The organism is Psychromonas algicola, assembly GCF_004378355.1.
GTDB lineage: Bacteria > Pseudomonadota > Gammaproteobacteria > Enterobacterales > Psychromonadaceae > Psychromonas.
The window spans coordinates 177,313-197,764 of the sequence record NZ_SNUB01000002.1; the positions used below are offsets into that span (position 1 = coordinate 177,313).

The following is a 20,452-nucleotide window of genomic DNA, read 5'->3' on the forward strand; positions in this document are numbered from 1 at the left end:
CTAATTTTTTCATTTAAACAGAACCTTTAGTGAGCTGATGAATCGTTACAAAATCACTTACGCTAAATTTTTCCTAAAAGCCTTAAATGACAGGCTGTTCTTGAAAATAAAATCATTAGAATAAGCCATATTGATTATTATACTTTAGGGCGCTAAGTTGAGAAGGGCATAGAGTGAGTTAACAAAAGGCGAGACGCGACCCCATTGAACTCCTTAATAGAAAATGTATTGTCTTACTCATAATATAAATGAGCCAATAAATCGCCTACATTAGTCCAAGAGCTAATACTTAATGTACAAATAACCTAGATGCTTGCCTCTAATAGTCATTTTAATCAGTATGAAATGAAAATATAAATAATCTATTTAATCTCAAGTAAATGTGAGTTAATGTGGTTTTTATTTCAATATGCAGGCTGAAAAAGAGAAATTCTACAGCTTCGTTAGTTGTACAAGGAGTTAAATGTGAATAAATCTGGCAATGAGGGGAGCGGAATATCTTTAGTTCAGTTGGTCTCGGTTGTTCCCGCAATTTCGTTCTGTTTTTCGGTAGTGTATATAATTGGGTATTCGCAATCTACCGGTATCCCAATTCTATCATTTATGAGCTTACAAAACATTGTTGTATCTTCATTGCCCTGGCTTATACCAAGCATGGTTGTATTCGGTCTCTTATTGGTTTTTGGTACTATAACAGCTAAGGTTGAGCTGGCTGAGGCAGTTGGGAAGGAAGATTTTCAGCCTCTTTGGGCTCGCATTGTGTTTTCTAATACATTCATGATAGGACTCTTGATGGGCTTCATAAGTATTTTGGAGCTGCGCAATGACGAGTCAATTTTTTTACAGCTTCCTGTACTATTCACTGTATTCTTGATTGGTGTAATGGAGTTCGGCCATTATTCGCGTCACTTCGTTGAATTCGTTGAATTATTCGGAGTGCAGCGGTTTCGTTTTGTGTCTCTAATGACAGTTATGCTATTGGCTACATTCTCATCAGGGATAAGCAATGGCTCATACGGTGGACATTTGTTTTCAGGCTCAGAAATTTGTAGAGTCTATTTGGCTTCTGATCCGGAGGTACTTGTAGGGAGTGTTCCCTTCTTAGTTGGAGAATATATCCTTTTTTATCCTGAAGATGGTGAAGGTACTATGCTGATACTGCGGGCAGATATTCTTAGAATCGAATCGACAGAAAGCGAACGACGTTCAAAAGTCAAAGAGGAAATTAAGTCGAGCTAGGCGGGTTCTACCATTATAGGTGGTAGCCCTCGTCAAAGAAGAGGACACCCGAATGATTGTAATAGTTAAACTATCTTTTAGAAATACTTATTTCTGCATCTAGAGGTAGTTTGTTATGACTCAATCTCGCCAATCACAATTATCATTATTTTAAAAAGCTTATTCTACTCTCTATTGTTTATGAGATTATAATCCCGCAGTGTTTGTAACGTTTTTTTCTTAGCAATAAAGTCGTACTATCAAGATCATTACATAGTAAGGATATAAAATGAGTGAATTTAAAAAGCCATCACAGGATGAGTTAAAGCAAAACTTAACAGACATACAATACAAAGTGACTCAGCAAGAGGGCACCGAGCCTCCTTTTAATAATTTGTATTGGGATCATACTGCAGAAGGTATTTATGTTGATATCGTTTCTGGAGAGGCACTATTTAGTTCATTAGATAAATTCGATGCGCATTGTGGGTGGCCAAGTTTTACTCAACCGATTGAGCAAGCGGAACTGACAGAAAAAGTAGATAATAAATTATTCTCGCAACGTACCGAGGTGAGAAGTTCGCAAGCAGATTCTCATCTTGGACATGTGTTTGATGATGGGCCAGCACCAACAGGTTTACGTTATTGCATTAACTCAGCGGCATTACGTTTTATTGAAAAAGATAAAATGGCAGAGCAAGGTTATGAAGACTTATTGAGTTTGTTTAAGTAATTGTTGGTTTAAGTGATGAGTTTTATTGATGTGTTTTTACCATGCATAAAAGCAGTTTGCGGCTATTGTAGCCTTGGTATTTTGCATTCAATATTTCAGGTAGCTGTTCAGGCTCGCAACAAGTAAAACCTAAGTGTTGATAGAAGGTTTCTAAATGAGGGTAAGGGAAGCAATAAATATCCTGTGTTTGCAGGTTCAATATATTGTTGATTAACAAACTTGCTAATCCTTTTCCTCTATATTCAATGGCGCAAGCTACCCCCGTTAATAATAATGCCCCTTGTATTGCTTTTAAGCGTGCGGCACATCTAATCTCCTGATCTTTTAATACAAACACTTGATCGCTTTTATTTGCCATTCCTTTTTTGTAAACACGTTTATAAAACTGGTTTACTAAAGGCGTTTGCTGTTTCTCTAATTGGCAAAATAATAGTGAGTTGGCAATCATCTTAGTTCCGAATAGTTTGTTTCAAGTTATTGATAAGGTAAACTAGCATGACACATGCCATAAGGGTTTATAATGATTGAAAAAAATTGCTCACTCAAGGCTTTTAATAGCTTTTCAATTGATGCTTATGCGCATCGTCTTTTCCATTTTCAAAAAATCTCTCAGCTACCTGAACTATTAGATCTTATCAAAGTAACCAAAGCAGCTAAACAGCCTATATTAGTGTTAGGTGGCGGTAGTAATACCTTATTTTGTGAAGACTTTAGTGGATTAGTGATTAAAGTTGAATTAATGGGCGTGAATAAAAGTGAAGATGCTCAACATCATCGATTAAAGGTTGCCGCGGGTGAAGATTGGCCTCAATTGGTCGAAAACACTGTTGAGCAAGGTATTAATGGATTAGAAAACTTAGCGCTTATCCCTGGCGTAGTAGGGGCTGCACCGGTTCAAAACATTGGTGCTTACGGCGTTGAGCTTAAAGATTTCTGTGAAAGTGTTGATTATGTTGACCTAATTGATGGCGAGCTTAAAACCTTAACCAATGAAGATTGTTTATTTGCTTATCGCGATAGTATTTTCAAAGGCGATTTAAAAGATCGTGCTTTAATTACCTCAGTTTCTTTAAAATTACCTAAGTTATGGAAGCCATTGTGCCGCTATGGTTTGTTAGAAGCGCTTAATGAAACAGCAGATTCAGTTACGGCGTTGCAAATCTTTGATAACGTATGTCGTATTCGCAGCGAAAAATTACCAGATCCTGCAATACTAGGCAACGCGGGAAGTTTCTTCAAAAACCCTATCGTCAGCGAACATTTAAGTGGGCAGTTATTATCGCATCACGCTGATATGCCACATTACCCACAAGCTGATGGCTCGGTTAAGTTAGCTGCCGGTTGGTTGATCGACCAATGTGGTTTAAAAGGGCATCAAATCGGCGGTGCAGCAGTTCATACTGAACAAGCATTAGTGTTAGTTAATAACGGCGGTGCAACGGCATATGATGTTGTACAACTAGCCGCTTTTGTAAGAGAACAAGTATTACAAAAATTCGCAGTGTTGTTAGAGCATGAAGTACGCTTTATTGATGCGAACGGCGAAACCACTTTGCAACAGGTAATAGATAATGTCTGAATTAAATGACCAAGGTAATAAATTATTAAAACTATTGGCTGATGGTGAATTTCATTCAGGTGAAAAAATTGGTGAGTTATTAGGTGTATCAAGAACCTCAGTTAATAACTATATAAAAGCATTACAAGAAATTGGCTTAGATATTTATAAAGTGACTGGCAAAGGTTATTGCAGTGCAACGCCCTTAACGTTATTAGATAAAAATATTATTAAACAAGTCAGTGGCTTTGAACATATTCATGTTGAACAGATACTTTCTTCTACCAATCAATACTTACTCGAAAAAGTACCCGATTTAAATAATGGGCAAACGTGTATTGCCGAATATCAAGCCGCAGGTCGAGGTCGAAGAGGGCGTGAGTGGGTTTCACCTTTTGCTTCTCATTTATACTTTTCAATGTACTGGCGTTTAGATGCAGGAATCGATAGAGCATCGGGATTAAGTTTGCTGGTGGGTATCGCGGTAGTGAATGCACTAGAAAAGCTAGGTATTCAAGGCGTGGGGTTAAAATGGCCGAACGATCTTTATTATCAAGGTAAAAAGTTAGCGGGTATTTTAATTGAATTACAAGCTCAAGCCTCTGATGCTTGTCACTCTGTTATTGGAATTGGTATCAACGTACGTATGCCAGCAGAGCAAGGGAAATTAATCGACCAACCTTGGATTGATTTAAATACAATTAATACAAAGCCTGTTGATCGTAACCAATTGTCAGGTTTATTAATTAAAGAATTGCAGTCATTGTTAGCCTCCTATGAAGAAAAGGGCTTAGCGCCATTCTTAGCGCGTTGGTTTGAATTGGACTGTTTTATCAATCAGCAGGTTAATTTAATCGTCGCTGATAATGTGCAAAAAGGCATTTGCAGAGGCATTAACGAACAAGGTGCATTGTTGTTAGAAATAGATAATGAAGTGAAGCCTTATATCGGTGGTGAAATCTCATTACGCTTGGCGAATAATTAGTCGAAACTAATCAAAATGATTTTTTTTTAAGCAATCAATCAAAAAACACTAATTAATTACTAAGAAAGACTTGCAAGGCGGCCTTAAGTTCTTTAATATTCGCGGCACTTAGACAGCGCCGACTTAGCTCAGTAGGTAGAGCAACTGACTTGTAATCAGTAGGTCACCAGTTCGACTCCGGTAGTCGGCACCATCTAAGTCCTGGAGGGGTTCCCGAGTGGCCAAAGGGAACAGATTGTAAATCTGTCGCGAAAGCTTCGGTGGTTCGAATCCACCTCCCTCCACCATATTTCCTCACTTGTCACGGTGAGACAGTAGATAACAATGCACAGCATTGTTTTTTGCTTTGTGGCTTAGGCTACATAGATGCAGAGTTTGCGGGCATCGTATAATGGCTATTACTCCAGCCTTCCAAGCTGATAATGCGGGTTCGATTCCCGCTGCCCGCTCCAAGTTTTTATAAAGAACTTCCTTAAAACCAAGCTATTATGCTTGGTTTTTTTGTTTCTGGTGTTTGAATTTTTTAAACAATAGACTCATTTATTTAATTCAGAATACTCTTGTCCACAATCCCTTTATCAATCAGTTGTTTTAAAATTTTAGTACTTTTTTCTTTTAACATATCGCGAAGTAATCGTGCTGCTGGTGTGATTGATTGCCTGCTTGGAAAGATAAGCCAAAGTTCTGTCGGCTTGGGTGTAAACTCAGGGAGTAAGCTGACGACCTTGCCTGATAGTAGGTCGTTGGACATATCAAGTGCAGACTTCATTCCCTTATTTAATAGACAAAGACCAGTCGGTCGCTAAGCAATATGGCGCGGTGTGTACACCTGATTTTTTTGGATTCAATAATAAAGGTGAATTGCAATATCGAGGAAGACTTGATGATGCACGCATGGAAAGTGCAGAAAATAGAGTACCTGAGCTGATTAATGCAATGCGTTTAATTGCAGAAACTGGCCAAGGGCTAAAACAACAAACGCCTAGTATGGGCTGCTCAATAAAATGGCGCGATTAAGCCGAAATGATTGCGTTGCTAAAATAGGTAATATGTTATTTATATTAAAAAGTCATTACGGTTAGCAATGTTCTTTTTTAAAAAAGGAAATAATGTGGATCTTGAGTCGGGTGGATTGACTTCATGGCTTATACTCATAAACTAGAAAGTCACTTTTTATAAGGTTGGCTCCGATGAAGTATCAATCTCTTTTTGTGTTTATATTCTTAAGCTGTTTTAGTTCATTTCCTGCTGTTGCTAAAACAGATATTACATTAGGCATCTACGCGTCGGATATCACTTATACAGAGCCTAATGTGATGCAAGAAAAAGGGACATTAAAAGGTGTTATTGGCAGTGTGAGATTTAATCGAGGCGGTGCATTTCAATCATTTGAGGCTTCTTACGCTCGCGGAGAAATGGATTACGTTGGTTCAGGTACAATTAATGATATTCCCGATGAAGTTTTTGAAATCAAAGGGCTATTTGGACGCGATTTTAATTTAAATAGAGACCTTAGTTTATCGCCATATTTAGGTCTTGGTTATCGCTATCTTAATGATGATTCTAGCGGTTTAGTCTCTAGTACTGGCGCATCTGGTTATGAACGAGAACAAGTTTATTTTTATATGCCAATTGGGTTCGAGTTAAAGAAAAACCGTAAAGTATTAGGTTTTAAACTCAGTAGCCGCATAGAATACGATTATTTTATCTCAGGAGAAAACAATTCCTATTTAGGTGAAATAAGCAGTTCATATGACAATATTACACTTAATCAAGATGACGGTTATGGTTACCGTTTTAGTCTCGCTTTTACTAAAGCATTTAATAATGGCAGTTCGTTAACTATTGAGCCTTTTTATCGATATTGGCATATTGATGATTCAGAGATAACGTATGACAGTATTAACAGAGGTTGGATCGAGCCTGATAATAATTCCAAAGAAATGGGGATTTCTTTATTGCTAAGAATGTAGTTGTTAGATTATTTGAAAAATATTGAGATAGCTAGCTTAACCTAACTATCTCAATTAACTTAACGTATTTTTTAGATTAAAGCGCCCAAGCGACTGCTAGCTTGAAATCACGGCCTGGAGACATATCCCCTTCATCACCGTAAATTGAAACACCAAAGGTTCCTTGATCTCGGTAGGCTTTATCAAACAAGTTACTAATTGTTAATGTTACTTTTAAAGAATCATCATTAAGTGGTAACCATTGTCCATAAATATCATGTACACCGTAACCCGCTTTTTCCTCAAAGTCATCCGACACATCGCTAAAGTGGGTCATAAAGATAGCTGACCAACCAAACTCTAGTGATTCTGAAAGTTGGTAGTTAAGACTAGTGCTAATGGAGTCACCAGTAGACGCTCCAAGCGTATTAACATAATAACCATCTAAAGACTCACCATTAAGCTCTGCAATATTATGGTTGTAACTTATGCTGGTTTGTAGTGCGTGCCAATTGTAATTAGCACCAAGAGTTACCCCTTCAGTAATTAGCTCTCCAGAATTATGATATACCTTATAATCACTATCGCCCCATTCTCCATAAGTAATTACGTCATCAATAGTAGAATGGTAAATTTTTGCAGATAAAGCTAATTCATCTAATTGATAATCCAGTGATAATTCAATATTTTCTGTTGTTTGTGCTTCTAAATCAGCAGCATTTGTATAGCTTTCTAAAATAAAACTTTCAATGACTTGCACACCACGCATAGCTTGCGCATAACTAAGTGCTAATTTTAGATCTTCTGATGGTGTAAATTGAATGCTCGCATTAGGGCTAAAGGCGCTATCTTCAAAGTATTGGCCACTTGAATCAGTTGTTTTGTAAGTATCGTAACGGCTACCAATACTGAATAACCAAGCTTTTGCTAATGGTATATCAGCTTGCAGATAAGCTCCGTATACATCACTTGTATCCGATGTTTCGTCAGCGCTTGTGTATAAGTCATCATAAGTTGATGTATCTTGATGATAATCTATACCGTAAGTGACAGAGTTGTTGGCAAACTCACTTGTATTGCGAATGTCAAAACCATAGGTTTCAATATCACCGTAATACAATCCACCTCCATATAAAGCAGCCCAAGCCGTATCATCGCGTTGGACATTTGCTTCTGTATGATAAACATTTGTTTCTAATGCTAACCAATTGTTATTACTTGGATTTAATGAATATTCTATGGTTGCTGTTTTGCGATCAGCTTCTTGATCAAAAGCAGGGTTGTTTGCTGCGGCACTCCAATTTGATTTTCTTGTTCTTTCGCCATCATTGATTCGATTATCATAACTAAGACTTAAGCGTTGGTTATTGTTAAAATTACCTACTACTTTAATTAAACCATTTTGTTGGTTGTCATCTGTGTATTTAACTTCGTTACCATCACCATCTTGATAATTATCAGATTCAGCTTGTACAATAGTACCCATTGCACTCCAATTATCGGTTAACTTACCATATAGGCTCGCACTGGCTTTATAGGCGTTAGCATTAGTACTATAACTACCTTTAATCACTGCGCCAAATCGTTCGTCTGTCTTTAATAAATCTTCAGGATCTTTAGTCGTAAAGCTAAGTGAACCGCCTAATGCTCCTGGACCAGAAAGGGCATTACCGGCACCTGCTTTAACATCTACTTGCTTAAGTAACTCTGGCTCTATATATATTGAACCTTGATGATGGAAGTTACTGCTCGATTGTCTTGCGCCATCGATAGTGACATTCAGCATGGTACTTTCTAAACCGCGCACATATACTTTTTGTGAGGTAGAGTTACCACCACCAACGGAAATTTCTGCTTCGTTTTTAAAAATATCTTTAAGGTCACTCGCCTGTGATTTTTCTAATGCATCTTGATCGATACTAATATCAAGTGCTGAAAGGCTCTCACCAGTAATCGTTGTTGTATCAACGTCTTGATTTTCAGCTGCGATGACTGTGTTACTTAATAATGCTGAGGTTACAGCCATCGAGATAATGCTGCGTGTTAGCCAAGTCTTGTTTTTTATATTCATCTTACACCCTGTTAATGATAACTATTATTAATTGAGGTGTATTCTCTGGTTTTGAAATGAAGAAAGAAAGCAATTTTACATTTGTTACAAATGATATCTAATATCATTTAGGTGTTGGTTGATATATAAGGCAATCGTATTTTCATTTGTAAGCCTGTAGGTGCATTAGTGGCTTTTAATGTACCTGAAAGTGCTTCTATTTGACGTCTTGCTAGAGCTAAACCCAATCCGAATCCATTTGGCTTTTTATCTCTGGATTTATCTACTCGGAAGAAAGGTTTAAAGATATTTTCGAGATGTTCATCTGGAACACCAGTACCTTGATCGCTAATCAATATATTGACCACATCGACATCTTGATTAACTTTTATCGTGACTGCTTTTTCTATTGGTGAGTATTTTAATGCATTTCGGATTAAGTTTTCTAATGCTTGTACAAGTGCTCTCTGACTGCAATCTGCGAGACTAAGTTGTTGAGGTAAATCGATAATGAATTGAGCTTTGGGGAATTCAAATTTAGCATCTTCGATGATCACATTTATCAACTCAATAAGATCAAACTGCTCTCCTTTAAGTTTTGGCTTTTCATTTTCAAGCCATGCTAATGTTAATGTGTCTTCAATCAATGTACGAATATCATTGGTTTCTTTTTCTAATCTTGGTAGTAATTGATCAATAGCAATATCTTGTTTTGCCGATCCGATTGCCATTTCCATACGAGTGATAGGCGTACGTAATTCATGTGATAAATCAGCGATTAGCTGTCGCTGTTGAATAATTAGCTTGCTTGTATTCTCTGCCATTTGATCAAATGCATCGGCTAAATCTGTTAATTCATCACGGCGTATTCCTAAATCAGGACGAGCACGAGCATTATAATCTCCTGCACTAAATTTACGTGTGGCAATCGCTAAGCGTTGTAATGGAGACATAACGTAACGATAAATAAGCCAAGTTAGAAATAAAAGAGGTAAAAGGGGGAGTGCAATTTGCAATATTAAATCGACATGTTGCCAATATGCACCTGGACGCATACGTGTTGGTAATTGAATTAGGAAATGGGTATGTTTATCAACAAAAGGCACTTCCATTATCGGGTTATAATTGAAATAAAGGTGAATCTTCCAATCAACGCCTCGACCTAATACAAAACGGTCAAGATAGTCTTGTTGCATTTGAGTCCCTAAAATAGGATTTAAATCAGACTTTACAATGGCAACCCAAGTATTTTCTTGTTCTTGTAATGTCTTCAGCCATACACTTAATGCTTCAGTTTCTCCTTTTAAATACATCCCTTCGGCTTGTTTAGCATAGTCTCGAAGCTGCCTTTGGTGCTCTTCTGCAATAAAGCTCATCTGCCATTCTGTTTTATCAGTCAGTTCGTTAATGAATAAGAATAAGACAACGGTTGCTAGTGTGATAGAAGCGGATAATCGCCAAAAAAGAGTATTCTTCATGATAAACAATAACCTTTACCGTGGACTGTTTTTAAACGCTCTGCGAACATACCACATTCTGTTAATTTTCGACGTATACGGCTTAAATGCATATCCAAGCTACGATCGTAAGCGCTAAAGTCACGCTCTAATACTGCTTGATATAGATAAGGTTTGCTCAATACTTCGCCTTGGTTTTCTAATAAGATCCAAAGTAAGTTAAATTCAATGGTGGTAAATGAAAGCTGTTGCTCATCGTAAGTAACGCATAGATTGCTTTTATCTAAGAAAAATAAGTCACTTTTTAACTCAGCTGGACGGCGTAAAGTATCTTGTTTGTTGATTGTTCGTCTTAGCAAAGCATCAATACGCAACATTAACTCTTCTACATTAAAAGGTTTAGGTAAGTAATCATCTGCGCCTTTGTTAAAACCTTGAATCCTTTCTTCCTCTGCACCACAAGCAGTGATCATTATCACTGGCGTTGTCCGATGATTCCTGAGACGTTTTAACATTGAGAAACCGTCAAGTTTAGGTAATAAAACATCAAGTAAAATAAGATCGAAGCTTTCATTTAAAGATTGAGCTAATCCAGTTTCTCCATCAAAGCACTGTTCAACAGAAAAACCTCTTACTGATAGCAATTCGCTAAGTTGTTTATTTAAAGATTGGTCATCTTCAACAATGAGCACTTTAGGTATAATTTGAGGCAAACTCACTCCTAGTAGGAAGGTAATTTATAAATCTAATTGAGTGTTATTATCAATTGGGAGTGTAATACTTTTAAACAAAAAGATCGATCATTTAAATACTGTAACAGATGTAAAGTTCGTTGATGTGAAGTAATAAGTCAGGCTATATTTCAATCATAAATGATAATTATTAACAACGAGATCGAAAGATGAAGATAAAAAGCAGCCTGTTTATTATAAGTTTATTTGTATCCTTTTATGCATTTTCAAAACCAATTCAAATTACTCACATGTTAGGTAATACAAAATTAGAATCGGAACCACAGCGTGTTGTAGTGATAGGTTTAGGGACATTGGATGCATTAGATGCTTTTGCAATCGAACCTGTTGCAATCACTAAATCAATGCATTTACCTGATTATTTAAGAAAATATCAAGATCCTAAATATGCTTCATCGGGTAGTTTATTTGAACCTGATTTCGAAACTATTTATATGCAAAAACCTGATCTTATTATTACCGGCCCGCGTGCTTCTTCTAGTTATGCTGAATTAAGTAAAATTGCACCAACAGTTGTCTTCGCTAATGATGAAAACAAAGGTTATTGGGAAAGCACACAGCAGCAGTGGCGAAACTTAGGTTTGATTTTTAATATTGAAGAAAAAGTAGAAAAGAAAATTCAAGCCATTAATGCGGATATGCAAGTTATTCAGGAATATAATAAAAACTATAATGAGGGCGCTCTCATTGTGATGACGTCAGGTGGCAATGTTACTGCTTTTGGTGAAAAGTCTCGATTTTCTGCTATTTATCAAGATTTTGGATTCAAGCAAGCAAGTCGTATTACTAATTCATCAAGACACGGGGATTTGATCTCCTATGAATTTATTAGCAAAACAAATCCCGATATTTTATTTGTTATTGATAGAGATACATTACTTAATAAAGATAAAGTGAGCACTGTAGATAATTTTAGTAATGAGCTAATTAAAACAACTCTCGCTTATCAAAAAAGACGAATTGTGTTGCTTGACCTCAATGCTTGGTATTTGGCTATGGCAGGAGTAACTGCAACAGAGCAAATGATTAAAGATGTTTATAGGCTGTTGCCTTAGTTGTATTTATGATTTATTGAATTTATAACCAATGCCATATACAGAGCGAATAGGATCGACTTTATCATCGATTTGGTTGATCTTTTTACGTATGTTTTTAATGTGCGTATCAATATTGCGATCTGATATTTCCAAGGTGTCGCTATAGGCGTAAGCTAATATTTCATCACGACTAAATACACGGCCACTATTTTCCAAAAAAAGCTGCAGTATTAAGAATTCTCTTGGTGTTAAATCTAAAAATTGGCCTTGGAAAGTGACTTCATGCTCTGCTATTTTCATTTCAAATTCAGAGTGTTTTATTAACTGCGTCTGGTCGATTTCAGTACTATTATTGATTGCTCTGCGTAGTACACTTTTAATTCTTGCTATCACTTCTCTTGGACTAAAAGGTTTGCAAATATAATCATCGGCACCAAATTCTAAGCCTAATAATTTATCAATCTCTTCACTTTTGGCTGTGAGCATAATAATAGGCATTTGTGAAAAAACTCTAATTTGCTTACATATTTCTAAACCATCAATATCCGGTAACATTAAGTCGAGTAACATAAGGTCAACTTTATTTTCTTTAATAAAGTTCGTGACATCTTTACCTCTGTTTAAATGTTGAGTTAAGTAACCATTATTTTCACAGTAAGCGATCAGCACTTCTGCAATATGCGCTTCGTCCTCAACGATTAAGATTGTTTGCTTTTTCATTGCGGATAACTCCTGTGTTTAGGTAATGTTATATTGATACTTAATCCACCAAGTGATGAATCAGAAGTGGTAATGGTACCTTGATGCGCATCAACAATCTGTTTACATAAAGCCAAGCCTAATCCTGAGCCGCCAGAATCTCGGTTACGAGAAGGCTCTAAACGATAAAAGCGTTCAAATAAATGACCTTGAATGGTTAATGGGACACCGGGAGCTGAGTCCTGCATTTGAATATTTATATTCTGTTCAATGATATTTGCGTTTATTTGAATACAGCCTTGTGCGTTTGTATATCGGTAAGCGTTCTCAAACAAATTCACAAATAATTGTCTGAGTCTATCTCTATCGGCTAGCACATTGCATTTCTCATCGCTTATGAGTGCGGCTATTTGAGTGCAATCTACACTTAGTTCTTTTTGTTTAAACTTAGCACTAAAACTTTCTGCCACTTGCAATAGTATTTGAATAGGATTTAAAGGTTCTTTTTTGTAAGTGAGGCCACCGACGTCTGTGGTTGATAATTGGTAAAGATCATTGACTATATTACCCATACTATCAATTTGGTCGATAAACAGTTGAACTCGTTGTTCATCCGCTTTAAAAACACCATCTTGAATACCAATAAGTTGGCCTCTTAATATGGTTAAAGGCGTTTTTAATTCGTGAGAAACATCTGACATCCATTTGGAACGATTGCTTTGATTCTTATCCAAGGTTTCAGCAAGAACATTGACATTATCAGATAATAAAGCAAGTTCATCGTTGGTTTTTTTCTCAATACGAATGCTGTAATTTCCTTTGATTAATGTAAAAGTTCCATTAATCAGAGAACTGATCGGGGACACTAAATGTCGAGAAAATAACCACGCGGTTATCAATGCCAAAGCAATAACGCTTAGAGCAATAATGTAATAATTTTTGTATTGCTGGGCTAAGAACTCGTTACCTGGACTGCCTTCTAATAATTCAGATGGAATAAGACTGATCCAACCTATTTGTTCTCCATCAAGTTCAATCGTTTCACTATAGGGATTGTCTGATATTGACCTTCTGCCGATGATCACTTGTTTGTTGATATCATATAAACTTAAACGCTTTTGTGTTTGCAATAAATGACTTAACGTAGAAATACTATCTTCAGTTTGTTTATTTGCATCCATCGAATGAGTGGGTGCTCGGAGTGATGATTTTGTATTCGCACCTAACATTTCTTTCCACAGAGCTTCGTTACCTTTAAGTAATTCCCAGCTGCCATTTTCTTGATAGAAGGCAATGATTCTACTTTTTAGGTTAACGACTTGTTTGTGTTCAGCTTCATTCACAAAGTCATTAAAACTTGTTGATAAATTCACAGTGATTAATGCCAACATTAATCCCACAGCAACAAAGCTTGTAATGCAAAAAGCAAAGAAAAATTTATAGAATAACCTCAAGGTTAGTTCCTTTTTATAAAGCTGGTAACACTACAGTATAGCGGTATTGTTACCAGTAAGTCGCAAAGTAGTCATTATTTTAATCTCTCGAAAGGGCTTCTACTGGATTTAATTTCGCTGCATTTTGAGCAGGTAAATAACCAAATAAAAGTCCAATCAAGGTTGAACAAGCAAAGGCTGCAATAATAGAGTTCATAGAATATACCATTTGGAAATCACTGTTGCTTGAGGAAAAAACAAGCCCAATGACATAGGCTAAAGTGATCCCAAGGATCCCGCCACAAATACAAACTAAAACGGCTTCAATTAAAAATTGTCTTAATATATCGCCTTTACGCGCACCAACAGCCATACGGATGCCTATTTCTCGTGTTCGTTCTGTCACTGAAACCAACATAATATTCATCACACCAATCCCACCAACAATCAGTGAAATAAATGCAATTGTTGAAATTAATAAAGTCATGGTTGCTGATGTTTTTTCAATGTTTTCGCGGATGGTGTCGGTATTCACTGTGAAAAAATCTTCAACGCCGTGACGCATTTTTATTAAGCGAATAATACCTTGTTCTGCAGCAGTGCTTGATACACTTTCATTGATACGCACCGTAATATCGTTAACGTCATCTTGTCTAAATATACGACCAGATACTGTTGTGTAAGGTATCCATACATTGAGTGCTTCACTATTGCCAAAGGCGTTTTCTCTAGGTTCTGTTACGCCGATAATTTTAACGGGTAATTTTCCTAAAAAAATAATTTGACCGATAGCACTTTCGTTAGGAAATAAAGTTGTCGCAGTATTGGAATCAATAACCGCCACTTGAGCAAGTTCTTCTACGCTTGTTTCATCAAAGTATTGGCCCTGCGCTAACGTGTAACCTCGCACCCTAAAGTATTCTGTACCCACACCTTCTACGCCAGCAGTTAAAGCTTGGTTAGCATAACGAATGGCAACATTTGCTCTGACGGTTGGTGTTACGCTATCAACAAAAGGGAGCGTTTTTAATGCGTTTGCATCACTTGCAGTTAACGTTCGTATTCTTCCTGAACGACGATCTCCAAGTCCATTACCTGGTTTTATTTCTATTGTGTTGGTTCCCATCGATGCCATATTTTCTAACACCGCCTGTTGTGAACCCGTACCAAGCGCCACCACAGAAACCACTGAAGCGATACCTATAATAATGCCTAGCATTGTCAAAAAGGTACGGAGTCGATGACTAGACATGGCAATTAATGCCATTTTTAATGCTTCTAAATAACTTGAATAATCAAATCGACTCTGTATTTTTGCCGTTTTTTTATTGGCTAATACAGTTTTTTTCGTTTCCGTATTGGTTACGCGATCGCTTTTTATTTCTCCATCTTTTATTTCAATAACGCGATCTGCAAAAGCCGCAACTTGAGGATCATGAGTGACTAAAATAATGGTATGACCATCTTTGTGTAATTCTTGCAATAGCTCCATCATTTCTTCGCCGCTACTGCTATCTAAGGCACCGGTGGGTTCATCCGCTAAAATGACATCACCGCCATTAATGAGGGCGCGAGCAACACTGACGCGTTGTTGTTGCCCACCACTTAGCTGGCTAGGTTTATGATCTAATCTATCGCTTAAACCTAAGCGTGAAAGTAAGCTTTCAGCTCTTGCTCGGCGTGTATTTTTTTCTTCGCTTGCATAAAGCGCAGGCACTTCAACGTTAGCGACAGCAGAAAGATCGCCTAATAAATGATAGCGCTGAAATATAAAGCCAAAATATTCTCGACGTAGTGCGGCTAATTCATTTTCATCCATTTTAGAAGTATCTTGACCATTAATAAAATAATGCCCCGAAGAAGCTTTATCTAAACAACCTAAAATATTCATTAATGTTGATTTACCAGACCCTGATGTGCCGATGATAGCAATCATTTCTCCACGGTGTACTTTCAAGCTGACATTATTCAGCACAATTAAATTTTGATCGCCTGCGCTAAAGGTACGGCTGACGCCAACAATATCTAATAAGACTTCACTCATAAATTAAAACCCCATTCTTTGTGGGCGGCTTGAGGATTTTTTACTTGAACTGCTTTCGTTGGTAGAAGATTCTCCTATGATGATCTCATCACCTTCTTCAAGGCCTGACAAAACTTCTGCAACAATATTGTTATTTAATCCTACTTCTACTGTTCGATATTGTGACTTTCCGTCTATTTTCACGGGGACTTTATAAGTACTTTCTTGGTTTGTTTTAATTAGTATTTGAGAGGGAACTAATAACACGTTTTCAGCTTTATCAAGCACAATAGAAACTTGCGCTGTCATACCAATTCTTAATAATTTTTCAGGGTTATCAATATCAAATAGTGCGTTGTAATATATCGCATCACTATCACCGATATTGAGATTGCTATCGTCACCCGTCATTAATGTTGGCCCTGGTTCAATGGCACGAAGTGTTGCATGGTATTTCTGTTTAGGGGCTCCGAGAATAGAAAAATAAACGGATTGATTAGGTTTTACGTGAATAATATCTGCTTCTGATACTTCCGCTTTAATGGTCATGGTGTCGAGTTGGGCGAGTTCCACAATACTTGGGGTTTCTTGATTGTTACTTAATGTTTGTCCTTGTTGGACTGAAACATAAACCACAGTGCCATCGATGGGAGCGACAATTTTTGTATAACCAAGATTTAATTTTGCATTATCAACACTGATTAAAGCTTGTTCCTTTAGCGCGGTTATTTGCTCTAATTCTGCGTTGTAAACCATTAATGCGGCTTCTGCAGTGTCATAAGCGGATTGGAAACTTGCGCCATCTTTGAGCATTGTTTTCTGACGTTTAAATTCTGATGTAGCTTCTCGTATTTGAGCCTGCTTAGCACGATATTGGGCATTAATAATGTTAAGAGCTGCTTGTGCTTCTTTTAATGTATTCTGCTGAGTTAAACTGTCGATCTGTGCAATTAAGTCTCCCTTTTTAACTTGATCACCAAGACTAACTGCCAGGCTCTCGATTTGACCGGCAGCTTGAGAGCCAACATCAACAAGTTTAGATGGATATAAAACTCCATTCGTTAAAACGACACTTTCTATATTGCCTTTCTTAACAAAGTCAGTAGTAAAAATGCGCTCAGAACTTTTATCCGCAACGAAATAAAAGCTAACAAAACCAACAATTGATATAGCTAATAATGTAAAAGTGAGAATATATTTTATTTTTTTATTCATAGCTTGTTCCAATATCTATTTAAAGCGAGTACTTAACTAAAGCGATAGGGAATTATAGAAAGAAAATATAGGTTAAAAATGAAGATTGAAATTTCTTTAAAGTATTGTATTTATAGTGTTAAATTTTGTTTCAATGTGATTGTGTGGAAAATGTGTGGCTATTAAAAAACGTTTGTTTTTATTTTTGATTTTAACTCCTCGAAATCGGTGTCGTTAATTTTTACCCTTAAGTAGGGTGTTTTTGACTTTAATTGTTTTTTGCCAAAATAAGCAATAAAAACTATATTCACTGATATTTTTATTGTAATTGTAAAAATAAAGTATTTTTGCTCCTTCTTTAACAAAGATAAGTGTGCCAATCATCTGAATTACATCGTAAATACCTTGACTATTAGAGGCTTAAGGCTAAATTTAATACACCATGTCATTTGTTTTTCTATAGGTTATCTCATGTTTAAAAATTTAAAATTAGGTCTGAAAATAGGTCTTGGTTTTTTAATTGTGCTTGTACTACTTGCTATTGTGTTATGCATGAGTATTTTTTCTTTACAAGAATCTGAAAACGGAAGTAATCAATATCGAGATTTGGTTAGTGATACTAATTTAACGAATCAACTACAAGTTGATATGTTCAAGATTAGTATTAATGTAAAAAACTTTATGATCACTAAAGACGATAAAGATATTAAACAATATGAAGCATCTATCGTTGAAATGAGTGATGTTCTGAATACCGCTAAAGCACAAATTGATAACCCTGAAAGAGCTGCATTAATTGCTGAAATAGAAGCCTCAATCAGCAAATATAAAAAAGGTTTTGTAAATGTTGCAAACCTAATGAAAAAGCGTGATGACATTAATAATCAAGAGTTAGTCCCTCTTGGTGAAAATATGGGAAGAATTACTGCAAGTATTATTCAACGCGTTGGAGATACGGAAGCAGCTTATTATGCAAGTTATGTACAGGAAAAAATGTATATTGGACGCCTTTTTGTTGTTAAGTTTTTAGAATCAAATAGCGATGAAGATTTTGAAGCTGCAATTAATAATATGGAAGATATATTAGGCGAAGGTGTAGAAGAATTAGAAGACAATCTTGAAGATGAAGAAGCTTTAACACTTTTAAATGAATTTAAAGACTCCCATGAGCAATATATAAGTAATATGAAAACCATTCATAACCTTATTATAGAAAAAAATAAGATCATTGAAGGGACGTTAAATATAGTAGAAATTGAAATTGCCAAAAATATTGAAAGTGTAAATTCTACGATAGCTCAAGAACAAGAAGCATTGGGGATTGAACTTAAAGCAAATACAGCGCAAAGTATTAACTTTATATTATTGCTCTCCATCGTCGCATTGGCTATTGGGATTATTGCAGCTTACTTACTTACCATTTCAATCACTAAGCCTATCCATCGCGCAGTTGCGCTATCTAATCAATTATCAGAAGGTAATTTGACAATAGAGGTCGGCGAAACAAGCAAAGATGAAACAGGGCTTTTATTAAGTTCAATTCAAAAAACCGCTCGTAATTTAAGAAATATGATTGCAACCATTTCTGGTGCAAGTGCAGAGCTGGCATCCGCTTCTGAAACATTAGCGCTGGTGACTGAGAAAACCGCTCAAGGCATAGTACAACAAGAGACAGAAACCGAATTGGTTGCGACCGCAATGAATGAAATGGCTGCGACTGTTCACGATGTTGCTGATAATGCTTCAAATGCAGCAAAAGCAGCGGTAGAAGCTGATAATGAAGCTCATTCAGGTAGTAAAGTTGTTGAGCAAACCATATTAGGTATCACGACCTTAAATGCCAATGTGAATGAGTCTTCTGACAAGTTAGCAGATGTTGAAAAAGAAGTACTTAACATTAGCAGTATTCTTGATGTAATTCGAGGGATTGCTGAGCAAACTAATTTATTGGCGCTTAATGCCGCTATTGAAGCTGCTCGAGCAGGTGAGTATGGTAGAGGTTTTTCTGTTGTTGCTGATGAAGTTCGCTCTCTTGCAAGCAGAACACAAGAATCAACGCAGGAAATTCAACGTATCATCGAAAAACTACAAGCGGGCACTCAAAGCACCGTTGTAGTTATGGATAAAGGTCGTGAGCAAGCTGAACAATGTGTTGAACAGGCTAATGATACAAGTGCTGCTCTACAATCCATTACAAGGGTGATTGGTATTATTAACGACATGAATACGCAAATATCGGATGCAGCGGAACAACAAAGTTTAGTGGCTGAAAATATTAATAAAAATGTACTTAATGTTAAAGATATTGCACAAGAAAATGCAGCTGCTTCTGAGGAAACAAGAAGCGCAAGTACTGAGATTGCCAAGTTAGCTGAACAATTAAAAGCGCTAACGGTTAAGTTTAAAGTCTAAATTTTTAACAATATAAAATCATAAATAACAGAAAGCAGAAGATGATCACTGCTTCAATGATAAATACAATTTATTATGACTGTTATATTAATCAACTTATTACAGAGAGAATTCACGATGATAAAACCAATATTCATAACAGCAACTTTATTAGCTTCAAGTCTAGCTTTTTCTGCTCAAAACTACGTTGTCGATCCACAGCTAACAGATTATCGTGGTAATCAAGGGAAGAGTGATGTATGGATTTCACATGAAGACTCAGACGGTGGTTTGGGCGATGTGGGGAGTTCTGGTGATACAGCATTTGATGCTCAAGGTAGTTCTCGTATTCGTTTTAAAGAAAAAGTGGCAATTAACGACTTTACTGCAAAGCCTGGTTTAAGCCAAGTGATCACGGGTTTACCTGCTAATACAGATATGACTTTTTCTCTTTATTACTGTGATAAGAAGGGGCCAGCTTCACCAAGTACACTTTATTACGGTGTACGTGAAGCAGTCGAAGGTGCATCTTTAACTGGTAAAGTGATTGCCGAAAACCGAGTGCATACAAGAGATTTAGATGCAGCGCCAAAAGGTGAAAAGAAAGCGTGTTTCCGTCAAGTCAATGTTGATTTTAACTCTGGCGCAGGAGCTGTTGAAATCTTTAGTTTAATGGAAGTGTATGTAGGCGATGCTGACAAGCCTGATATGACTAAAGATATTGAAGTACGTATTGACGAGTTCTCAGTAACAGCAAAATAGTCCTCACTAAGTATTATTGTTGGAGCATTAAACCACCTTTTTAGGTAATGCCGTTCACTTAAGGTGAACGGCATATTTACTTTTCGCCACTGGATATCGATTTTTAGACGCTTTTAAACACCTCGGATAACTTCGCTCACGTTTTCCCTCCAACTTAAATTGTGCCGCATTTCTTTCTATATCAATCACTATTCTAGGAACATTACCT

General features: G+C 36.6%; 18 protein-coding genes, 3 tRNA genes and 1 pseudogene. 12 read left to right on the plus strand and 10 right to left on the minus strand.

The window, feature by feature from the left end; genetic code table 11:
• Positions 1-465: 465 nt before the first annotated feature.
• Positions 466-1,239, plus strand: coding sequence for a hypothetical protein (locus E2R67_RS01820; RefSeq protein ID WP_134289239.1), 774 nt, complete (start codon positions 466-468; stop codon positions 1,237-1,239).
• 268 nt (positions 1,240-1,507) lie between these two features.
• Entirely contained in the window at positions 1,508-1,951 is a 444-nt protein-coding gene (msrB, locus tag E2R67_RS01825; protein ID WP_134289240.1) for a peptide-methionine (R)-S-oxide reductase MsrB, read from the plus strand.
• Between the two features lie 22 nt (positions 1,952-1,973).
• On the opposite strand, the gene E2R67_RS01830 is transcribed toward msrB, so the two are convergent.
• Positions 1,974-2,399 carry a GNAT family N-acetyltransferase gene (locus E2R67_RS01830; protein WP_134289241.1) on the minus strand — a complete coding sequence of 142 codons (426 nt, stop codon included), beginning with the start codon at positions 2,397-2,399 and terminating at the stop codon, positions 1,974-1,976.
• Positions 2,400-2,471: 72 nt separating this feature from the next.
• Here E2R67_RS01830 and murB point away from each other — a divergent pair, with 72 nt between their 5' ends.
• From murB to E2R67_RS01855, 5 genes are all read left to right on the plus strand, one after another.
• Entirely contained in the window at positions 2,472-3,530 is a 1,059-nt protein-coding gene (gene murB, locus E2R67_RS01835; protein ID WP_134289242.1) for a UDP-N-acetylmuramate dehydrogenase, read from the plus strand.
• Positions 3,523-4,494, plus strand: a complete 972-nt coding sequence (birA, locus tag E2R67_RS01840; protein WP_134289243.1) for a bifunctional biotin--[acetyl-CoA-carboxylase] ligase/biotin operon repressor BirA — start codon at positions 3,523-3,525, stop codon at positions 4,492-4,494. Before murB ends, birA begins: the two co-directional genes overlap by 8 nt.
• A gap of 117 nt (positions 4,495-4,611) precedes the next feature.
• Positions 4,612-4,687, plus strand: a tRNA-Thr gene (locus tag E2R67_RS01845).
• Between the two features lie 10 nt (positions 4,688-4,697).
• A tRNA-Tyr gene (locus E2R67_RS01850) sits at positions 4,698-4,781 on the plus strand.
• 90 nt (positions 4,782-4,871) lie between these two features.
• Positions 4,872-4,946, plus strand: a tRNA-Gly gene (locus E2R67_RS01855).
• A 92-nt stretch (positions 4,947-5,038) separates the two neighbouring features.
• Here E2R67_RS01855 and E2R67_RS01860 read toward each other — a convergent pair.
• Positions 5,039-5,245 (minus strand): type 2 periplasmic-binding domain-containing protein, encoded by a 207-nt coding sequence (locus E2R67_RS01860; protein ID WP_208379431.1) that lies wholly within the window; start codon positions 5,243-5,245, stop codon positions 5,039-5,041.
• Positions 5,246-5,250: 5 nt separating this feature from the next.
• Between E2R67_RS01860 and E2R67_RS01865 the strand changes: the two genes are divergently transcribed.
• Both E2R67_RS01865 and E2R67_RS01870 read left to right on the plus strand, forming a co-directional pair.
• Positions 5,251-5,511, plus strand: a complete 261-nt coding sequence (locus E2R67_RS01865; RefSeq protein ID WP_243836924.1) for a thioredoxin domain-containing protein — start codon at positions 5,251-5,253, stop codon at positions 5,509-5,511.
• Between the two features lie 173 nt (positions 5,512-5,684).
• Positions 5,685-6,467 (plus strand): autotransporter domain-containing protein, encoded by a 783-nt coding sequence (locus E2R67_RS01870; protein ID WP_134289244.1) that lies wholly within the window; start codon positions 5,685-5,687, stop codon positions 6,465-6,467.
• 76 nt (positions 6,468-6,543) lie between these two features.
• Here E2R67_RS01870 and E2R67_RS01875 read toward each other — a convergent pair whose 3' ends face one another.
• From E2R67_RS01875 to E2R67_RS01885, 3 genes are all read right to left on the minus strand, one after another.
• Positions 6,544-8,517, minus strand: a complete 1,974-nt coding sequence (locus E2R67_RS01875) for a TonB-dependent receptor domain-containing protein (RefSeq protein WP_134289245.1) — start codon at positions 8,515-8,517, stop codon at positions 6,544-6,546.
• A gap of 107 nt (positions 8,518-8,624) precedes the next feature.
• A complete protein-coding gene (locus E2R67_RS01880) occupies positions 8,625-9,974 on the minus strand; it encodes a sensor histidine kinase (protein WP_134289246.1) in 1,350 nt (449 codons plus the stop codon).
• Positions 9,971-10,657 (minus strand): response regulator transcription factor, encoded by a 687-nt coding sequence (locus E2R67_RS01885; RefSeq protein ID WP_134289258.1) that lies wholly within the window; start codon positions 10,655-10,657, stop codon positions 9,971-9,973. Before E2R67_RS01885 ends, E2R67_RS01880 begins: the two co-directional genes overlap by 4 nt.
• A gap of 197 nt (positions 10,658-10,854) precedes the next feature.
• Here E2R67_RS01885 and E2R67_RS01890 point away from each other — a divergent pair, with 197 nt between their 5' ends.
• Positions 10,855-11,760 carry a siderophore ABC transporter substrate-binding protein gene (locus tag E2R67_RS01890; protein ID WP_134289247.1) on the plus strand — a complete coding sequence of 302 codons (906 nt, stop codon included), beginning with the start codon at positions 10,855-10,857 and terminating at the stop codon, positions 11,758-11,760.
• 6 nt (positions 11,761-11,766) lie between these two features.
• Here the strand turns inward: E2R67_RS01890 and E2R67_RS01895 are convergent, their stop codons facing one another.
• From E2R67_RS01895 to E2R67_RS01910, 4 genes are all read right to left on the minus strand, one after another.
• On the minus strand, positions 11,767-12,462 hold the full coding sequence (locus E2R67_RS01895; RefSeq protein ID WP_134289248.1) for a response regulator: 696 nt from the start codon (positions 12,460-12,462) through the stop codon (positions 11,767-11,769).
• Positions 12,459-13,895 (minus strand): ATP-binding protein, encoded by a 1,437-nt coding sequence (locus tag E2R67_RS01900; RefSeq protein WP_208379432.1) that lies wholly within the window; start codon positions 13,893-13,895, stop codon positions 12,459-12,461. The genes E2R67_RS01895 and E2R67_RS01900 overlap by 4 nt, the downstream gene beginning before the upstream one ends.
• Positions 13,896-13,974: 79 nt before the next feature.
• A complete protein-coding gene (locus E2R67_RS01905) occupies positions 13,975-15,918 on the minus strand; it encodes a MacB family efflux pump subunit (RefSeq protein ID WP_134289249.1) in 1,944 nt (647 codons plus the stop codon).
• Between the two features lie 3 nt (positions 15,919-15,921).
• On the minus strand, positions 15,922-17,112 hold the full coding sequence (locus tag E2R67_RS01910) for an efflux RND transporter periplasmic adaptor subunit (RefSeq protein ID WP_134289250.1): 1,191 nt from the start codon (positions 17,110-17,112) through the stop codon (positions 15,922-15,924).
• A gap of 450 nt (positions 17,113-17,562) precedes the next feature.
• On the opposite strand from E2R67_RS01910, the gene E2R67_RS01915 reads away from it, so the two are divergent.
• A complete protein-coding gene (locus tag E2R67_RS01915; protein WP_134289251.1) occupies positions 17,563-19,503 on the plus strand; it encodes a HAMP domain-containing methyl-accepting chemotaxis protein in 1,941 nt (646 codons plus the stop codon).
• Between the two features lie 117 nt (positions 19,504-19,620).
• A complete protein-coding gene (locus E2R67_RS01920; protein ID WP_134289252.1) occupies positions 19,621-20,244 on the plus strand; it encodes a hypothetical protein in 624 nt (207 codons plus the stop codon).
• 54 nt (positions 20,245-20,298) lie between these two features.
• Here E2R67_RS01920 and E2R67_RS01925 read toward each other — a convergent pair.
• Positions 20,299-20,452, minus strand: a pseudogene (locus E2R67_RS01925) (IS4 family transposase); the annotation flags it as partial.